The following is a 15,399-nucleotide window of genomic DNA, read 5'->3' as shown; positions in this document are numbered from 1 at the left end:
TTGTGCCAGCAGATCGCCCGGAGGGCAGCACGGCCTGTCAAGGCGATCCATTGCCCGAAAGGATCTGAGCAGCACCCCGCATGGCGACACGAAACGCTTCATCGAAACTAACGCCGCGCACTTGCCAATGATAGGTCTTCCCGTCCGCTTTAAGCCGCCAATCGGCGATCCAGCCGAGGTCCTTGTCGCTCCACACGATGCTGCCGGCCAAGACTTGGCGGCTGCCGATACTTCTTGCAACATTGCCTAGCAGTTCGGGTGAGATAGGACCCACCTCTTCGAAAGTGAGTCCGGCCTTGGCGAGCGTGGCCTTGTTCGGAACGACAATCGACATCGCCATGGAGCCGGCGGCCGATTGAAAAGACTCTATCATGTACGGATTTTCGTTCCCATCACTGGCAAGGACGAAATGTCGGCGCGAGTCGTCTACAGCCAGGACGATGGAGAGCGCCGGCCGTTCGGTCAGCCAGGGCTTGCTGCCGAGCGAAGCCAGAACCGGGTCGATCGTCGCCGGCGTGTACTGGCAATAAAGGTCATGCGGCCGGTCATGAGTACCTTGCTCGTCATGAACCGGAATGCCTTCCATGCGGTCGCGGTAACGGAAGCCGGTGACGAAGCTGCCGGCCTTGTCGCGCAGTGCCGTCATCTCTGGTTTTTCCAGCAGGCGTTGGTCGCCGGAAACCCGGACCAGGACCTCATCGAGGCAGATCTTGAAACCTGCCTGGCGGTTTGGCTCGCCCTGGCCAGTGACGATCGTTTGGGATTTATAGAGATCGTCGATATCAGCCGCCTTGGCCAGACCGTTGGCGGCGCAGATGGCCAGCAGGCCACCCAGAACAAGGGCAAGGCGCAAAAACCGCCGCATGTCTTACCGTCCGGTTCGAGGCTGTCAGCCACTCTCTAGCATCGGCTGCCGCCGGTGGCCAAGACGACGCTGGCGGCCCAGTTTTAACTTATCCTGGATCCGGACACGGCTGCGTCTTCGACGAATGTCCTGAAGTCGGTTGGAGGGTCCAATGCTGATGCGCACCAATTTGGCTGGGCCGCAAAGGATGGCCTCTTTCTGCCCTCGAGATCCAAACTGACCCCGACCGGCAGGGCTTGGCATTGACGCGCCCATGCGCCACGCTCTAGCACTTCAATCCCGGCGGCGCGGGAGAAGGGATTCTTTCACGATGGATTTTGGCGGCGGCGACGAGATCCGCTTCGAACATCTGGGCCGGGCCGGCGTCATTACGCTGACGCGGCCGCAGGCGCTCAATGCCTTGACGCATCGCATGATCAGGGCGCTCGACGCTGCCCTTTCCGCCTGGGAAGCCGACCAGGGCGTCGATATCGTCGTCGTCAAGGCCGAGTGCAGGGCCTTTTCGGCAGGCGGCGACATACTGCATATCTATGAGACCGGCCGGGCGGGAAAACCGCCGGTCGATTTCTTCGCCGACGAATACCGGCTCAACGCCCGCATCAGCAGCTTCAGGAAACCCTATGTCGCGCTCATCGACGGCATCGTCATGGGCGGGGGCGTCGGCATCTCGTTCCACGGCTCGCACCGGGTGATGACCGAAAATGCCCAGTTCGCCATGCCGGAGGTCGGCATCGGCTTTTTCCCGGATGTCGGCGCCAGCCACCTGCTGCCCGATCTCGGTGGCTCGTTCGGGATGTATCTGGCGCTGACGGGCAATCGTATCCGCTATGGCGATGCGCTGTGGTCGGGGCTGGCTACCCACACCATCAAGGCCGAGGATCAGGGCACCTTCCTCGAACGGCTGACGTTGACCGGCGATCCGGAATTGGTGCTGCGCGACTTCTTCTCTCACGCAGGGCGAGAGACCGACAGGCCGACGCTGGAGGCGATATCTCGCCATTTTTCGCAACCATCCTTGAAACGCGTCATCGACAGCCTGGAGCGCGCGGCGGACACTGACGAGTTCGCCGCTAAGACGCTGGCGACGATCCGCACTCGCTCGCCGACCAGCCTGCGCGTCGCCTGGCGCCAGATCAGCGCCGGGCTGACGCTGTCCATGGACGCTTGCATGAAAATGGAGTTCCGCATCCTCAACAGGATGCTTGCCGGCCACGATTTCTACGAGGGCATCCGCGCCGCCGTCATCGACAAGGACGCAAAACCGCAATGGCGTCCGGCTAGCCTCGATGCGATCAGCGAGGCGGATGTCGACGCCTATTTCGCTCCGCTTGGGGAACGGGAGCTCGTGCTTTGAGCGATGTGACCTCAAGACGCGTCGTGCTGCAGCCTTCCGGGGTGGAGGTGATCTTTGCCTGGTTTCAGCGGGTCATATCAGCTTACTGCCTGCTGTTCGGCATTCTGTACTGGATCAAGCTGATCGGCTTCTATCCGGGCCCGCTGTGGCGTTTCGACCTGATGCCCGTGCACTGGCAAGTCGCCGCCGTGGTGCTCGCCGTTTTCTTTCCCTTCGCCGCTGCGGGCCTGTGGATGCTGGCGTCCTGGGGCCCGGTGATCTGGTTCATTTGCGCGGCGACCGAGACAGTGATGTATGCCGGGTTTCCCGAGCTTTTCGGCCATCACCTGCTGATTGTCGTCTCGCATGCCGCAGTGGCGGTGCTTTACATCGTCTTCCGCGTCATCATCTACCTGCAGAAGCGCCCCGTCCGCCACTAAGCCCTTGAGCACATTGGCGACCTGGCGGCTGCCTGAATTCAGCCCCGAAATCACTGCCGAAATCTTTAGGTTAATTATCCTTGCTCGGGTGACCGTTCGTTAAGCCTCTTTCGAAACCTATTACCGGTAAGCTCTTGTTAGCCCTAGCGTTTAAGTCGAATTTTATGAGTATTCGATAGTGTCGCGATCAAGGTGAAAAACAAAAAATCACCAGGGCGACAAACGAGAGGCAAAGACAATGATCAATTCGCGTCCGGCGGCGAAGACCGCCAACGTATCCGACGATCGCCGCGAGGCTATCCGTTCCCTGTACATGGAATCGCTGCAGCTTGTTGAACGGCTTCACCGCCGCCTGCTTGATGTCATCAAGGACGAGTTCGACCGCAACGGCCGTTCCGACATCAATGCCATCCAGGCGCTGCTGCTGTTCAACATCGGCAATTCCGAACTGACAGCCGGAGAGCTACGCTCGCGTGGCTACTATCTCGGCTCCAACGTCTCCTACAATCTGAAGAAGCTGGTCGATCTCGGCTTCATCAATCACCAGCGCTCACGCATCGACCGCCGTTCGGTCCGCGTCTCGCTGACCCCGAAGGGCAACGAGGTCGCGGAAGTCGTCGCCGGTCTCTACGAGCGCCATGTCGGCTCGATCGAGCAGGTCGGCGGCATCAACACCGACGAGTTCAAGCAGATGAACCGCGCTTTGCAGCGGCTCGACCGCTTCTGGAATGATACGATCGCCTACCGGATGTAAGGCGCAAACATCGTATCCGGCCCGCGCCACAGAAGCGCGGCCGAAATATCGACCTTCAGTCAGGGCCGGTGCCGAAAAGCATCGGTCCATTTCTTTTCGGGATGCCAGCCGGTCGGATTTGGACGCCAGGCCACGTTGCCGCCATATTCCAATGGAACCGAGAGTGGCAGTGATGCTGTGGTGAAGACCCTGCGTTCACCCGCAATCCGTATCGCGCCTCGTGCGTTGCACCAAGGTGATGCGGAGCATGGTTGGCTAATTGTTAAGATTGCCAATTTTAGAGTGCGGGCGAGATCGCCCGGTGATCAACGCAGCAAGTGATCGAACTGCTACAAATGTCTGGAACGTCCATGAAGACCAGCCGTCGTTTTTTCCTCTCCGGGGCCTCCGCGCTCGCAGCTGCGCTGGTTGCCGGCGGCGCCAATGCGCAGGATGTGATCGGTGATATCTTGAAGTCCTCGGCGCGCGGCAATTGGGACGATCAGTTCGATGCCCGCGCCAGCGAGGGCGGCAAGGTGGCCTCGACGCTGCCGATCTTCAGCCTGCAGACCGTCGCCTTTACCGAACAGGCGGTCGCGCAATATCAGAATATCGTCGGGCAGGGCGGCTGGGTAGAGGTTCCCGCGACCAAGAAACTGCAGCTCGGCGTCGATGATCCCGACGTGGTGCCGTTGCGCAAGCGGTTGATGGTTTCCGGCGACCTGGCACAAGGCGCCGGCATTTCGACGGCATTCGATTCCTATGTCGACTCTGCGGTCAAGCGCTTCCAGTTGCGCCACGGTCTGCCTGCCGACGGTTCGCTCGGCAAATACACCTACGCGGCGATGAACATTTCGGCGCAGATCAGGCTTGGCCAGTTGCAGACCAATCTGCAGCGGCTGCGCGAGAAGGCCGGCACTTTGGGCAACCGCTATGTGCTGGTCGACATTCCGGCGGCACAGATCGAAGCCGTCGAGAACGACCGCGTCGTGCTCCGCCACACCGCCATCGTCGGCAAGATCGATCGCCAGACGCCGATCGTCAATTCCAAGATCAACGAGATCATCGTCAATCCGTACTGGAATGCGCCGGTTTCGATCGTGCGCAAGGACATCATTCCGCTGATGCGGAAGAATCCCGATTATCTGAAGGACAGTCACATCCGCCTGTTCGCGCCGGACGGCAGCGAGGTCGATCCTCTCAATGTCGACTGGTCGACCGACGATGCCGCCAAGTATCGCTTCCGCCAGGACCCGGGTGCGGGCAACGCGATGGCTTCGGTCAAGATCAATTTCCCGAGCCCCGACGGCGTCTACATGCACGACACCCCGCAGCAGAGCCTGTTTGGGAAGATGATGCGTTTCGATTCCTCGGGCTGCGTGCGCGTGCAGAATGTGCGTGACCTCGTCACCTGGATCTTGCGCGACACCCCCGGCTGGGACCGCCAGCATTTCGAGGCGGCGATCAAGACTGGTGAAAACACGCCGATCCAGGTCACCAACCCGGTGCCGGTCCACTTCCTCTATCTCTCGGCCTGGTCGACGGGTCCGGGCGTCGTGCAGTTCCGCGACGACGTCTACGCGCTCGACGGCGCCAACGAGCTGCAGATCACGTCGTCGCTTTAAGTAACTGAATCTTTTATTAAAAAGGCCGCCGTTCAAGGCGGCCTTTTCGTTACTCGGTCTCGCCGCAGTTTCATGGGAGGGCGGCTGGACGGATTGGCCGGCTTTGCGCATGGTCGGCGGACAAGTCTGGAACCGGACCATGGAAGTCGCCGTCTTCATTCTGGTTGTGCTCGCCTTCGTCGCGCTTTCCGGCGCGCTGGTGCGCCTGGTTCGGGTGCCGCTACCGGTGCTGCAGATTGCCATGGGCGCCGCACTCGCATGGCCGGTGCGCGGCATCCATGTCGAGATCGATCCGGAACTGTTTCTGCTGGTGTTCATCCCGCCGCTGCTGTTTGGCGATGCCTATGGCGCGCCGAAGCGTGAATTGGTGGCTCTGCGCGGACCGATCCTGGATCTTGCCATCGGGCTCGTCTTCTTCACCATCGTCGGCTTCGGCTACGCCTTGCACTGGCTGGTGCCGAGCATCCCACTGGTTGTCGCTTTCGCGCTGGCCGCGGTGCTGTCGCCGACCGATGCTGTGGCTGTGTCTTCGATCGTCGACAAGAATGTCGTTCCGGCGCGGCTGATGCACATTCTCGAAGGCGAGTCGCTGCTCAACGATGCGTCGGGCCTCGTCATGTTCCGCTTCGCCGTGGCAGCAGCACTGACCGGCAGCTTTTCCTTTGCCGCGGCATCACTGAGTTTCCTCTACGCCGTGGCGATCGGCATCCTGATCGGCGTCGCGGCGTTGTTCGTCGCCGCCAAGCTGCTGCAAGTGCTCAACCGCATCGGCGGCGTGCCAGCCGAGGCGCAGGTGTTGGTCATGATCCTGCTGCCCTTCATAGCTTATCTCGGCGCCGAGCACGTCGGAGCGTCCGGCATCCTGGCGGCGGTCGCCGCCGGCCTGCTCGCCGGTGGCTCCGGCGTGTTCCGCTTCCTCGGCGTCTCGGCGCGCATGCAGACGATGTCGCTGTGGATGACGCTTTCCTTCGTTTTCAACGGCGCTCTCTTCATCGTGCTCGGCCTGCAGCTTCCCGACATCATCCGCCATGTGCCGCCGGAACTGATGAGCCTGCATCCGATCATCCAACCGATCGCGACTGTTATTGCGCTGACGCTGTGCCTGATCGCGCTACGCTTCCTGTGGATTTGGATCGGCGATATCGCGGCCGGTATCGCCGCGCGTCTGGGCAAGCGCAAGGCGGAGCCGTTCGGGCTGCGCGTGCGGCTCGCCGGTTCCGTGGCCGGTGTGCGCGGCGCGATCACGCTGGCCGGCATATTGTCGCTGCCGCTCGCCATGCCGGACGGCTCGCCGTTTCCGGCGCGCAATCTGGTTATCTTCCTCGCCGCCGGCGTGATCATCTGCTCGCTGGTCTTCGCCAGTCTCGCTCTGCCAAGGATCGCCAGGGGGCTGGTCGAACCGGGCGAGGAGGCCGGTGCCGCCGAGGAACGCCTGGCGCGTGTCGGTGCTGCCAAGGCGGCAATCGCGCGCATCGAGAGCATTGCGGCGGCGGAGGATGAGGGCGAAGGCGAGGTGCCCGGCGCCAGGATTGCCGCCGCCGAGAACATCGTCGCCGGTTACCGGCGTCGCATCGCCGCCTCGGATGAAGCCGATGAGGCCCGCGCCGAGGCCCGCGAATCCGGAAGGCTGGAGCTGGAACTGCGGCTCGCCGGCATCGACGCCGAGCGCGCGGCCGTGCGTGACATGTTTCGCGCCGGCGAGATCAATGACCATACGTCGCAGGCGCTGTTTACCGAGATCACGCTCACCGAAGCCTTGCTGAAAGGTCGGAAGACGAGGAAATAGTCTCTTGTTGCCTCGCTGGCGCAAACCGGCCAGCAAATTTCGCGCCGCAAACGTGGCGGGGCGAAAACAACTGTGTTAATGGCCCGGCAAATGCATGTCGCCCAGAAGTGTGCAGCGGTTATGGTGCAACGACATGCATAGACAAAATTGCCCCCGAACCCCCGAGGATTTCAGCCCATGGCAACAGCAGCGGCAGTGTCGAACAAGTTCGAATCTTTCTTCGAAACCACGCTGGAAGATGCCGATCCGGAGATTTTCGGCGCCATCCGCAACGAACTTGGCCGCCAGCGCCATGAGATCGAGCTGATCGCCTCGGAAAACATTGTTTCCCGCGCTGTACTGGAGGCGCAGGGCTCGATCATGACCAACAAATATGCCGAGGGCTATCCAGGCAAGCGCTATTATGGCGGTTGCCAGTTCGTCGACATAGCCGAGGAACTGGCCATCGAGCGGGCCAAGAAGCTGTTCGGCTGCAACTTCGCCAACGTCCAACCGAATTCCGGCAGCCAGATGAACCAGGCGGTGTTCCTGGCGCTCTTGCAGCCCGGCGACACTTTCATGGGCCTCGACCTCAATTCGGGCGGCCACCTGACCCATGGTTCGCCGGTCAACATGAGCGGCAAATGGTTCAAGGTCGTGTCGTATGGTGTGCGCAAGGACGACCATCTGCTCGACATGGACGCCATCGAGAAGACCGCGCATGAGACCAAGCCGAAGCTGATCCTGGCTGGTGGCACTGCCTATTCGCGCGTCTGGGACTGGAAGCGTTTTCGCGAGATCGCCGATGCGGTCGGTGCCTATCTGATGGTCGACATGGCGCACATTGCTGGCCTGGTCGCTGGCGGCGTGCATCCGTCGCCACTGCCGCACGCGCATGTCGTGACGACCACCACGCACAAGTCGCTGCGCGGCCCGCGCGGCGGGATGATCCTGTGCAATGACGAGGACATCGCCAAGAAGATGAATTCGGCGGTATTCCCCGGCCTGCAGGGCGGCCCGCTGATGCATGTTATCGCCGCCAAGGCGGTTGCCTTCGGCGAAGCGCTGAAGCCGAGCTTCAAGGTCTATGCCGAGAGCGTCGCCGCCAACGCCAAGGCGCTCGCCTCCAGTCTCAAGGAAACCGGCCTCGACATCGTCTCCGGCGGCACCGACAACCATCTGATGCTGGTCGATCTCAGGCCCAAGAACGCCACCGGCAAGCGCGCCGAGGCGGCACTCGGCCGCGCCAACATCACCTGCAACAAGAACGGCATCCCGTTCGACCCGGAAAAGCCTTTCGTCACCTCGGGCGTGCGCCTCGGCACCCCGGCCGGCACCACGCGCGGCTTCGGCCAAGCCGAATTCCGCGAGATAGGCAAGCTGATCGCCGAAGTGCTGGATGGTCTCAAGGTCGCCAATTCCGACGAGGGCAATGCGACTGTGGAAGCGGCAGTCAAGGCCAAGGTCGTGGCGCTGACCGATCGTTTCCCGCTCTATCCCTATCTCGGTTGACCTGACGCGAGGCGTCATCTCTTATCGGCCAGCGGCGCGCCTGCCCATTGTTGGGTGGCGCGCCGAACAGGAGATCTGATGATGCGCAATTTCCGCCTCACCACCCTTGGGGCCCATGGTTGGCTGGTCGCTTTCCTGACACTGTCCGGCAGTGCCTTCGCGCAGACCCAGCCCACTCCAAACGTACCTGCTACCGGCACCTTCGGCAGATGGGCCACCATCGTCGATGTCCTGGACACGGGCCAGGATGCGCGCAAGACCTGCGTCGCCTCGACCGCTTTCGTCGACAGCGGCGGCTATCCTGGTACGTTGACCCTTTCGATCTCGAATGGTGATGCCTTGCCGCCGGATGCTTACCCGGCGATGACGATCGCCATCGGCAACAAGGATCTTCCGACCGGCAAGAAGATCGCGGCAAAATTCGGCGACGCCGCCGGTCAGGTTGCCGCAACCGTCTATTCCGACGAGTCCGTCGCCGGCCGTCTCGCCTGGATGGTCGAGAACAAGCCCAAGACCGGCCTGGCGTTGCTGCGCGCCATGCGCCGTGCGACCACGCTCGACGTGGTCTTCGGCAAACAGCCGGTCGCGACCATCTCGATGGACGGTTTCTCCAAGGCCTACCGCAGCCTTGGCATGTCCTGTGGCTTCGCGACAGCCGACGTCGCACCTTGAAGCTGCTGTCTGGCAGGCATTGGGCAGGCATTAGAGGGAAGCATTGAATGGATATCGTCTGGAAAGGCGTAGTCGGCGGATTGATGACGGCGCTGATCGTCTGGGCGTCCAAGCGCGGCAACATCTTGCCCGGGATCCTGCCGCTGGCGCCGACATTTGCCGTCATCGCGTTGCTCGCCGTGGGCGCCAGGGGCGAACCAGGCGGCTTTCGCGATGCCTGCCTCGCCGGCGTCAAGACCATTCCTGCCTATCTCGCTTTCCTTGGCGCCTGCTGCTGTTCATCGATCGTGTCGACTACCGGCTGGCTGTCGCCGGCGGCATCGCCATCTGGCTGGTTGCCGCGCTGGCAATCTTCCTCGCGCCTCGCTATCTCTGATGCGGCAGGCCGTCGAAGGGACAGAAATGCTTCAATCGGGGCCGGAAAGGCTCTAAGCCTTTCGCTTCGCCAGATTCGCCAACCAAAGGCTCTCCATGCGCTGTCCCTATTGCCAGTCCGAAGATACGCAGGTGAAGGATTCTCGCCCGGCCGAGGATGGCGCGGCGATCCGCAGGCGGCGCGTCTGCCCCGATTGCGGCGGCCGCTTCACCACATTCGAGCGCGTGCAGTTGCGCGACCTCGTGGTGGTCAAGAAATCGGGCCGCAAAGTGCCGTTCGACCGCGACAAGCTGCTGCGCTCGGTTGAGATCGCCGTGCGCAAGCGCAATGTCGATCCCGAGCGCATCGACCGCGCGGTGACCGGCATCGTGCGCCAGCTCGAAAGCTCCGGCGAGACCGAAGTCGCCTCCGGCGAGGTTGGCCGCCTGGTCATGGAAGCGCTGAAGTCGCTCGACGATGTCGCCTATGTCCGCTTCGCCTCGGTCTACCGCAATTTTCGCGAGGCCAAGGATTTCCACGAATTGCTGGGCGAACTCAAGGGAGACGAAGCCAAAGGCGAAGAGGACGCCAGCTGAGCATGACTGCAAGCGAACAGGCCGCCCTTGATCGCCGGTTCATGGCGGCGGCGCTCCGCCTTTCACGCAAGAACGCCGGGCGCACCTCGACCAATCCGTCTGTCGGCACGCTGATCGTGCGCGATGACGGCAACGGTCCCATGATCATCGGCACCGGCGTCACCGCTGTCGGCGGCCGCCCGCATGCCGAGACCGAGGCCCTGGCCGAGGCCGGCGAGCTCGCGCGTGGTGCTACCGCCTATGTCACGCTGGAACCTTGCGCCCATCATGGCCGCACGCCGCCTTGCGCCAATGCGCTGGTCAATGCCGGCGTCGCGCGCGTCGTCGGCGCGGCCAGCGATCCCGATCCGCGCGTGTCCGGCAAGGGCTACGCAATCCTGCGTGCCGCCGGTGTCGAGGTGGTCGAGAAGGTCTTGGCCGGGGAAGCTGCCGAGCAGATGGCCGGCTATCTGATTCGATCGCTGAGAAAACGCCCCGAAGTGGTTCTCAAGCTTGCGCTTTCCAGCGACGGCAAGATCGGCAGGGAGGGCGAGGGGCAGGTGTCGATCACCGGCGATATCGCGCGCCGCGAGGTGTATCTGATGCGGGCCGAGGCGGACGGCATACTGATCGGCATCGGCACAGCCCTTGAAGACGATCCGGCCCTGACGGTACGCTTGCCGGGGCTGGAGAACCGTTCGCCGGCGCGCATCGTGCTCGACCGCCAGATCAGGTTGCCGGAGGCCTCGAAACTGGTGTCGGGCGTGGACCGGGTACCGCTCTATGTCGCCGCTAGCCTGGAGGCCGATCCGCAGCGGCGGACTATGCTGGAACGCGCCGGGGTGCGCTTCATCGGCACCGAAACACATGAAGGCGGTGTCGCACTGCCCGAACTGCTTGAGGATCTCGCCGCGCTCGGCATGGCAAGCGTGCTGGTCGAGGGCGGCGCCAAGGTGGCGAGCGCCTTCCTCGCCGATGGGTTGGTCGACCGCATCGTGCTGTTCCAGGGGCCGGAAGCGATCGGTGATGACGGCATTGCATCGCCGATCGACCTCGACCATATCCCGGCAGGTTTTCGCAAGCTGCGCGAGATGCGTTTCGGCGAAGACCGCTATGCCGAGTGGATAAGAGACATTTAGGATCAACATCGATGTTTACAGGGATTGTCACCGATGTCGGCGCTATCGCTTCCGTCAAGCGGCTCAGGGAAGGGGTTGGGTTGCGCATCGACACCGCCTATGACCCTGAAACCATCGCCATCGGCGCCTCGATCTCCTGCGGCGGCGTCTGCCTGACGGTTACGGGCTTGCCCGACAGCGGCTCGAACGCGCGCTGGTTCGAGGTCGAGGCCTGGGAGGAGGCGCTCAGGCTGACGACGGCGATGGGCTGGAAATCGGGCACGCGGATCAATCTGGAGCGGGCGCTGAAGATCGGCGACGAACTCGGCGGCCACATCGTTTCGGGCCATGTCGACGGCATGGCCGAGATCGTCGAGCGCAAGGATGAGGGCGACGCGGTGCGCTTCACGCTGGAGGCGCCGCGCGAGCTGGCGAAATTCATTGCGCCAAAAGGCTCGGTGGCGCTCGACGGCACCTCGCTCACCGTCAACAAGGTGGAAGGCACGCGCTTCGACGTGCTTTTGATCCACCACTCGCTGACCGTGACCACCTGGGGCGAGCGCAAGGTCGGCGACCGCGTCAATATCGAGATCGACACCATGGCCCGCTACGCGGCGCGGCTGGTGGAGGCCGCGAAAGAGGGGCTATAGTGGCGGTCAAATGATAGACTTGCGAGCCCTCCAAGGCAGGTCGCCGCGTTGTTCAATTGAGGAAGTAGCTGGAATGGAAAGCAGGGATTCCAAGGAGGAAGAACGGCTTACGCGAGAAGCCTTAGCCGATGTAGACGCTGGCCGTGTTGTGGATCACGAAGCCGTTGCTGCCTGGGCTGACAGCCTTGGTGCCGCCGGCCAGGTCTCAGCACCATGTCCAAAGAGCCTATAGGCGCGACACGCCTCCAGCAATCTTCTGCTTGCGATCAATCCGGCTTCGGCCTAAGTCACCGGCGATCCCCGGAGACTTTTATGGCTGGCACATCCCAACACGGCAAAGCGTTTATCCGTCCGAAGAAGAAGGCACGCGTTCTGATCATCGAGGCGCGCTTCCACGACGACCTTGCCGACGCGCTGCTCGATGGCGCGACAAGCGCGCTCGATGAAGCTGGAGCGACCTATGACGTTGTCACCGTCCCCGGTTCGCTCGAAATCCCCGCGGTGATTTCCTTCGCGCTCGACGGCATGGCCGAAGGCGGCACAAACTACGACGGTTTTGTTGCGCTTGGCACCGTCATCCGCGGCGACACCTATCATTTCGACATCGTCGCCAATGAATCCAGCCGTGCTCTGATGGATATCTCCGTGCAGGACTCCGTCTGCATCGGCAACGGCATCCTGACCACCGAGAACGACGCCCAGGCCTGGACGCGTGCAAAGCGTTCGGAAGGCGACAAGGGCGGCTTTGCCGCGCGTGCGGCGCTGACCATGATTGCCCTCAAAGAACAACTGGGAGCGCTGTCGTGAGCGACCCCGCTTCGCCCGGCCAGCCCGCGGTGCGCCACGCCAACAAGCGCGGAGCTGCCCGTCTGGCCGCCGTGCAGGCGCTCTATCAGATGGATGTGGCTGGCAGCGGCGTCTTCGAGATCACGGCCGAATACGAGGCCTTTCGCCTCGGCAAGGAAGTCGACGGGGCGCTTTACCGCGAGGCCGATGCGCAATGGTTCCGCGCCATCCTGGCGGGTGTCGTCGAGAACCAGAAGACCATCGATCCCATCATCCGCCAGGCGTTGACCGAGGACTGGCCGCTGTCCCGGCTCGATTCGACGCTGCGCGCCATTCTTCGCGCCGGCGTCTATGAACTGATGAAGCGCGAGGATGTTCCTGTCGCCGTCATCGTCTCCGAATATGTCGACATCGCAAAGGCTTTTTACGAGGAAGACGAGCCGAAGCTGGTCAATGCCGTGCTCGACCGCGTGTCGCGCCGGGTGCGAGGCGAGGGGCGCGGCAAGGACGCATCATGACGGCAATTGCCGTTGAGGCAGGCAAGGAAGCGCGTCGCACCGCGCTGATCCTCGCCGCTTCGCAGGCGATCATCGGCTCGGCGGCCCCCATCGCCATCTCCATGGGGGCGCTGGCCGGGCAATATCTACTTGGCCCCGACAAATCATTGGCGACGGCGCCGATCACCGGCTTCAACATCGGCGTGGCGCTCGGCGCGCTGCCAGCAGCGGCCATTATCCGCGGCATGGGGCAGCGCGACGGCTTCATGATCGGCACGATCGTCACGGCGCTGGGCGGCTTGGTCGCCACGCTGGCGCTTTATCAGGGCAGCTTCTGGCTGTTTGCCTTTGGCCTGCTCACGATCGGTGTCGGGGGTGCCTTCGTCCAGCAGTTCCGCTTCGCCGCCGCCGACAATGCGCCGCCGGAATTCAAGGCGCGCGCCATCTCCTTCGTACTGGCCGGCGGCATCGTCACCGCCATCCTCGGGCCGCAGATCGTCATCTTCACCCGCGAATTGTTGGCGCCGGTGATGTTTGCCGGTTCGTTCGCCGCCATCCTGCCGCTGGCCGCGGTCGGCGCCATCATCCTGTCGTTCCTGCGGCTGCCGGCAAAGGCATCCAGCAGGGTAGAGATCACCGACAGCGACGCCAGGCCATTGGCCGAAATCGTGACGCAGCCGCGTTTCGTAGCGGCATTGTTCTGCGCGGTCGGCAGCTATGCGCTGATGAGCTTCGTCATGACCGGCGCTCCTCTGGCCATGGTTGGCTGCGGCCTGTCTGAGAACGACGCGACGCTCGGTATCTCCTGGCACGTCATGGCGATGTTCGCGCCGAGCTTCTTCACCGGCTCGCTGATCCATCGCTTCGGCCCCGAACGCATTGTGGCGACCGGCCTGATCCTGCTCATTGGCTGCGCCATTGTCGCCCTGTCGGGCCTGGCGTTGTGGCAATTCTGGACGTCGCTGATCCTGCTCGGCCTTGGCTGGAATTTTGGCTTCATCGGCGCCACGGCGATGGTGTCGGCCAGCTACCGGTCGTCCGAAAAGGGCAAGGTGCAAGGCTTCCACGACTTTGTCCTGTTCGGCTCCGTCGCCTGCGCTTCGCTGATGTCAGGCATGGTCTATAACGCCTGGGGCTGGGAGATGCTGAACTGGATGATATTCCCGGTCACCGTTCTGTGTTTCGTGGCGCTAGGCGCACTCAAGCTCACCGGCTTGCGCAAAGTCGAAGTCTGATCCCTTCGCCGCTTCACCTGACACAGCGCTGTCAGCATAAGGCCGGCCGCATCTGCCGCACCGCAACAAAAATATTGCGTCAGCGCGTATTGTTATGAAACCGTATGCCCCGACTGGCCGTTGAAGCCATGCTCATATGCGGCCACCGCATTACGGTTCTTAGCAAGGGGTTTTCACGATGCTTTCAGTCAAGGTTCTGGCCGGCGCGGCATTGGCGCTCGGCATCACGGCGGCTTCCGCCAGTGCTCAGGTGGTTGTCTCCTCGAAGATCGACACCGAGGGCGGCGTGCTCGGCAACATCATCCAGCTGGTGCTCAACGCCAACAACATCAAGACAACAGACCGCATTCAGCTCGGCGGTACGCCGGTGGTGCGCAAGGCGATCACCGCCGGTGAGATCGACATCTATCCCGAATACACCGGCAACGCCGCTTTCTTCTTCGAGAAGGCCAACGATCCTGTGTGGAAGGATGCCGCCAAGGCCTATGAGACGGCCAAGAAGCTTGACTATGACGCCAACAAGATCGTCTGGCTGTCGCCGTCGCCCGCCAACAACACCTGGGCGATTGCGCTGCGCAAGGAGGTCGCCGAGACCAACAAGCTCGCCACGCTTTCAGACTTCGGCAAGTACGTCGCGGGCGGCGGTCAGGTGGTGCTGGCGGCTTCCGCCGAGTTCGTCAATTCGGCGGCAGCACTTCCGGCGTTCCAGACCACCTATGGCTTCACACTGAAGCCGGACCAGCTGATCACGCTCTCCGGCGGCGACACGGCGGCGACCATCGCCGCGGCGGCCAACCAGACCAACGGCGCCAACGCGGCCATGGTCTACGGCACCGATGGCGGCATCGCGCCGTCTGGCCTCGTCGTGCTCGATGATGACAAGGGCGTCCAGCCGGTCTACCAGCCGGCGCCGATCATCCGCGAAGCGGTGCTGAAACAACACCCCGAGATCGAGACGCTGCTGAAGCCGGTCTTCGCCAAGCTCGACCTCGTCACGCTGCAGGAACTGAACGGGCGCGTGCAGGTCGGCGGCGAGCCGGTCAAGGGCGTCGCCGAAGACTTCCTGAAGAAGAACGGGTTTTTGAAATAGTCTGCACCTAGCTCATAGTGACACCGGTGCAAGGCACCTCCCTCTGGAAGCTGCTGATCTCCCCACTTGCGGGGGAGATGTCCGGCAGGACAGAGAGGGGTGCTGCCCCGCCGACCTCTCAAACCGTCAAAGGTGCGTGCCTCGACAG

At 62.7% G+C, this 15,399-nt stretch carries 16 protein-coding genes; 15 read left to right on the top strand and 1 reads right to left on the bottom strand.

Features of this window, described 5'->3' with window-relative positions; genetic code table 11:
- Positions 1–37: 37 nt before the first annotated feature.
- Positions 38–865 carry a DUF2066 domain-containing protein gene (locus NKJ90_RS05230; protein ID WP_023759911.1) on the bottom strand — a complete coding sequence of 276 codons (828 nt, stop codon included), beginning with the start codon at positions 863–865 and terminating at the stop codon, positions 38–40.
- A gap of 310 nt (positions 866–1,175) precedes the next feature.
- Here NKJ90_RS05230 and NKJ90_RS05225 point away from each other — a divergent pair, with 310 nt between their 5' ends.
- The 15 genes from NKJ90_RS05225 (at position 1,176) to osmF (ending at position 15,251) form a co-directional block, all read left to right on the top strand.
- Positions 1,176–2,219 carry an enoyl-CoA hydratase/isomerase family protein gene (locus NKJ90_RS05225; RefSeq protein WP_023759910.1) on the top strand — a complete coding sequence of 348 codons (1,044 nt, stop codon included), beginning with the start codon at positions 1,176–1,178 and terminating at the stop codon, positions 2,217–2,219.
- Positions 2,216–2,638 carry a DUF6163 family protein gene (locus NKJ90_RS05220; RefSeq protein WP_023759909.1) on the top strand — a complete coding sequence of 141 codons (423 nt, stop codon included), beginning with the start codon at positions 2,216–2,218 and terminating at the stop codon, positions 2,636–2,638. Before NKJ90_RS05225 ends, NKJ90_RS05220 begins: the two co-directional genes overlap by 4 nt.
- A gap of 238 nt (positions 2,639–2,876) precedes the next feature.
- Positions 2,877–3,392 (top strand): transcriptional regulator LdtR, encoded by a 516-nt coding sequence (gene ldtR, locus NKJ90_RS05215; protein WP_008875359.1) that lies wholly within the window; start codon positions 2,877–2,879, stop codon positions 3,390–3,392.
- Positions 3,393–3,742: 350 nt separating this feature from the next.
- Entirely contained in the window at positions 3,743–4,996 is a 1,254-nt protein-coding gene (locus NKJ90_RS05210; RefSeq protein WP_023759908.1) for a L,D-transpeptidase family protein, read from the top strand.
- Between the two features lie 139 nt (positions 4,997–5,135).
- Entirely contained in the window at positions 5,136–6,782 is a 1,647-nt protein-coding gene (locus tag NKJ90_RS05205; protein ID WP_352485758.1) for a Na+/H+ antiporter, read from the top strand.
- Between the two features lie 177 nt (positions 6,783–6,959).
- Positions 6,960–8,273 (top strand): serine hydroxymethyltransferase, encoded by a 1,314-nt coding sequence (gene glyA, locus NKJ90_RS05200; protein WP_023759906.1) that lies wholly within the window; start codon positions 6,960–6,962, stop codon positions 8,271–8,273.
- Positions 8,274–8,354: 81 nt separating this feature from the next.
- Positions 8,355–8,945: an invasion associated locus B family protein gene (locus NKJ90_RS05195; RefSeq protein ID WP_023759905.1), complete on the top strand. Its 591-nt coding sequence runs from the start codon at positions 8,355–8,357 to the stop codon at positions 8,943–8,945.
- Positions 8,946–9,416: 471 nt separating this feature from the next.
- Complete coding sequence (nrdR, locus tag NKJ90_RS05190) at positions 9,417–9,896, top strand: transcriptional regulator NrdR (RefSeq protein ID WP_023759903.1); 480 nt, start codon at positions 9,417–9,419, stop codon at positions 9,894–9,896.
- Between the two features lie 2 nt (positions 9,897–9,898).
- Complete coding sequence (gene ribD, locus NKJ90_RS05185) at positions 9,899–11,014, top strand: bifunctional diaminohydroxyphosphoribosylaminopyrimidine deaminase/5-amino-6-(5-phosphoribosylamino)uracil reductase RibD (protein WP_023759902.1); 1,116 nt, start codon at positions 9,899–9,901, stop codon at positions 11,012–11,014.
- An 11-nt stretch (positions 11,015–11,025) separates the two neighbouring features.
- Positions 11,026–11,643, top strand: a complete 618-nt coding sequence (locus NKJ90_RS05180; RefSeq protein ID WP_023759901.1) for a riboflavin synthase — start codon at positions 11,026–11,028, stop codon at positions 11,641–11,643.
- Positions 11,644–11,653: 10 nt separating this feature from the next.
- On the top strand, positions 11,654–11,875 hold the full coding sequence (locus NKJ90_RS33470) for a hypothetical protein (RefSeq protein WP_502904887.1): 222 nt from the start codon (positions 11,654–11,656) through the stop codon (positions 11,873–11,875).
- A gap of 80 nt (positions 11,876–11,955) precedes the next feature.
- Positions 11,956–12,450: a 6,7-dimethyl-8-ribityllumazine synthase gene (locus NKJ90_RS05175; protein ID WP_023759900.1), complete on the top strand. Its 495-nt coding sequence runs from the start codon at positions 11,956–11,958 to the stop codon at positions 12,448–12,450.
- Positions 12,447–12,947: a transcription antitermination factor NusB gene (gene nusB, locus NKJ90_RS05170; RefSeq protein WP_023759899.1), complete on the top strand. Its 501-nt coding sequence runs from the start codon at positions 12,447–12,449 to the stop codon at positions 12,945–12,947. The genes NKJ90_RS05175 and nusB overlap by 4 nt, the downstream gene beginning before the upstream one ends.
- A complete protein-coding gene (locus NKJ90_RS05165; RefSeq protein ID WP_023759898.1) occupies positions 12,944–14,161 on the top strand; it encodes an MFS transporter in 1,218 nt (405 codons plus the stop codon). The genes nusB and NKJ90_RS05165 overlap by 4 nt, the downstream gene beginning before the upstream one ends.
- A gap of 178 nt (positions 14,162–14,339) precedes the next feature.
- On the top strand, positions 14,340–15,251 hold the full coding sequence (gene osmF / locus NKJ90_RS05160; RefSeq protein WP_023759897.1) for a glycine betaine ABC transporter substrate-binding protein OsmF: 912 nt from the start codon (positions 14,340–14,342) through the stop codon (positions 15,249–15,251).
- Positions 15,252–15,399: the final 148 nt, after the last annotated feature.

The organism is Mesorhizobium sp. M0051, from assembly GCF_040323235.1.
Lineage (GTDB): Bacteria > Pseudomonadota > Alphaproteobacteria > Rhizobiales > Rhizobiaceae > Mesorhizobium.
This window is presented reverse-complemented; position numbering and strand designations above follow the sequence as displayed.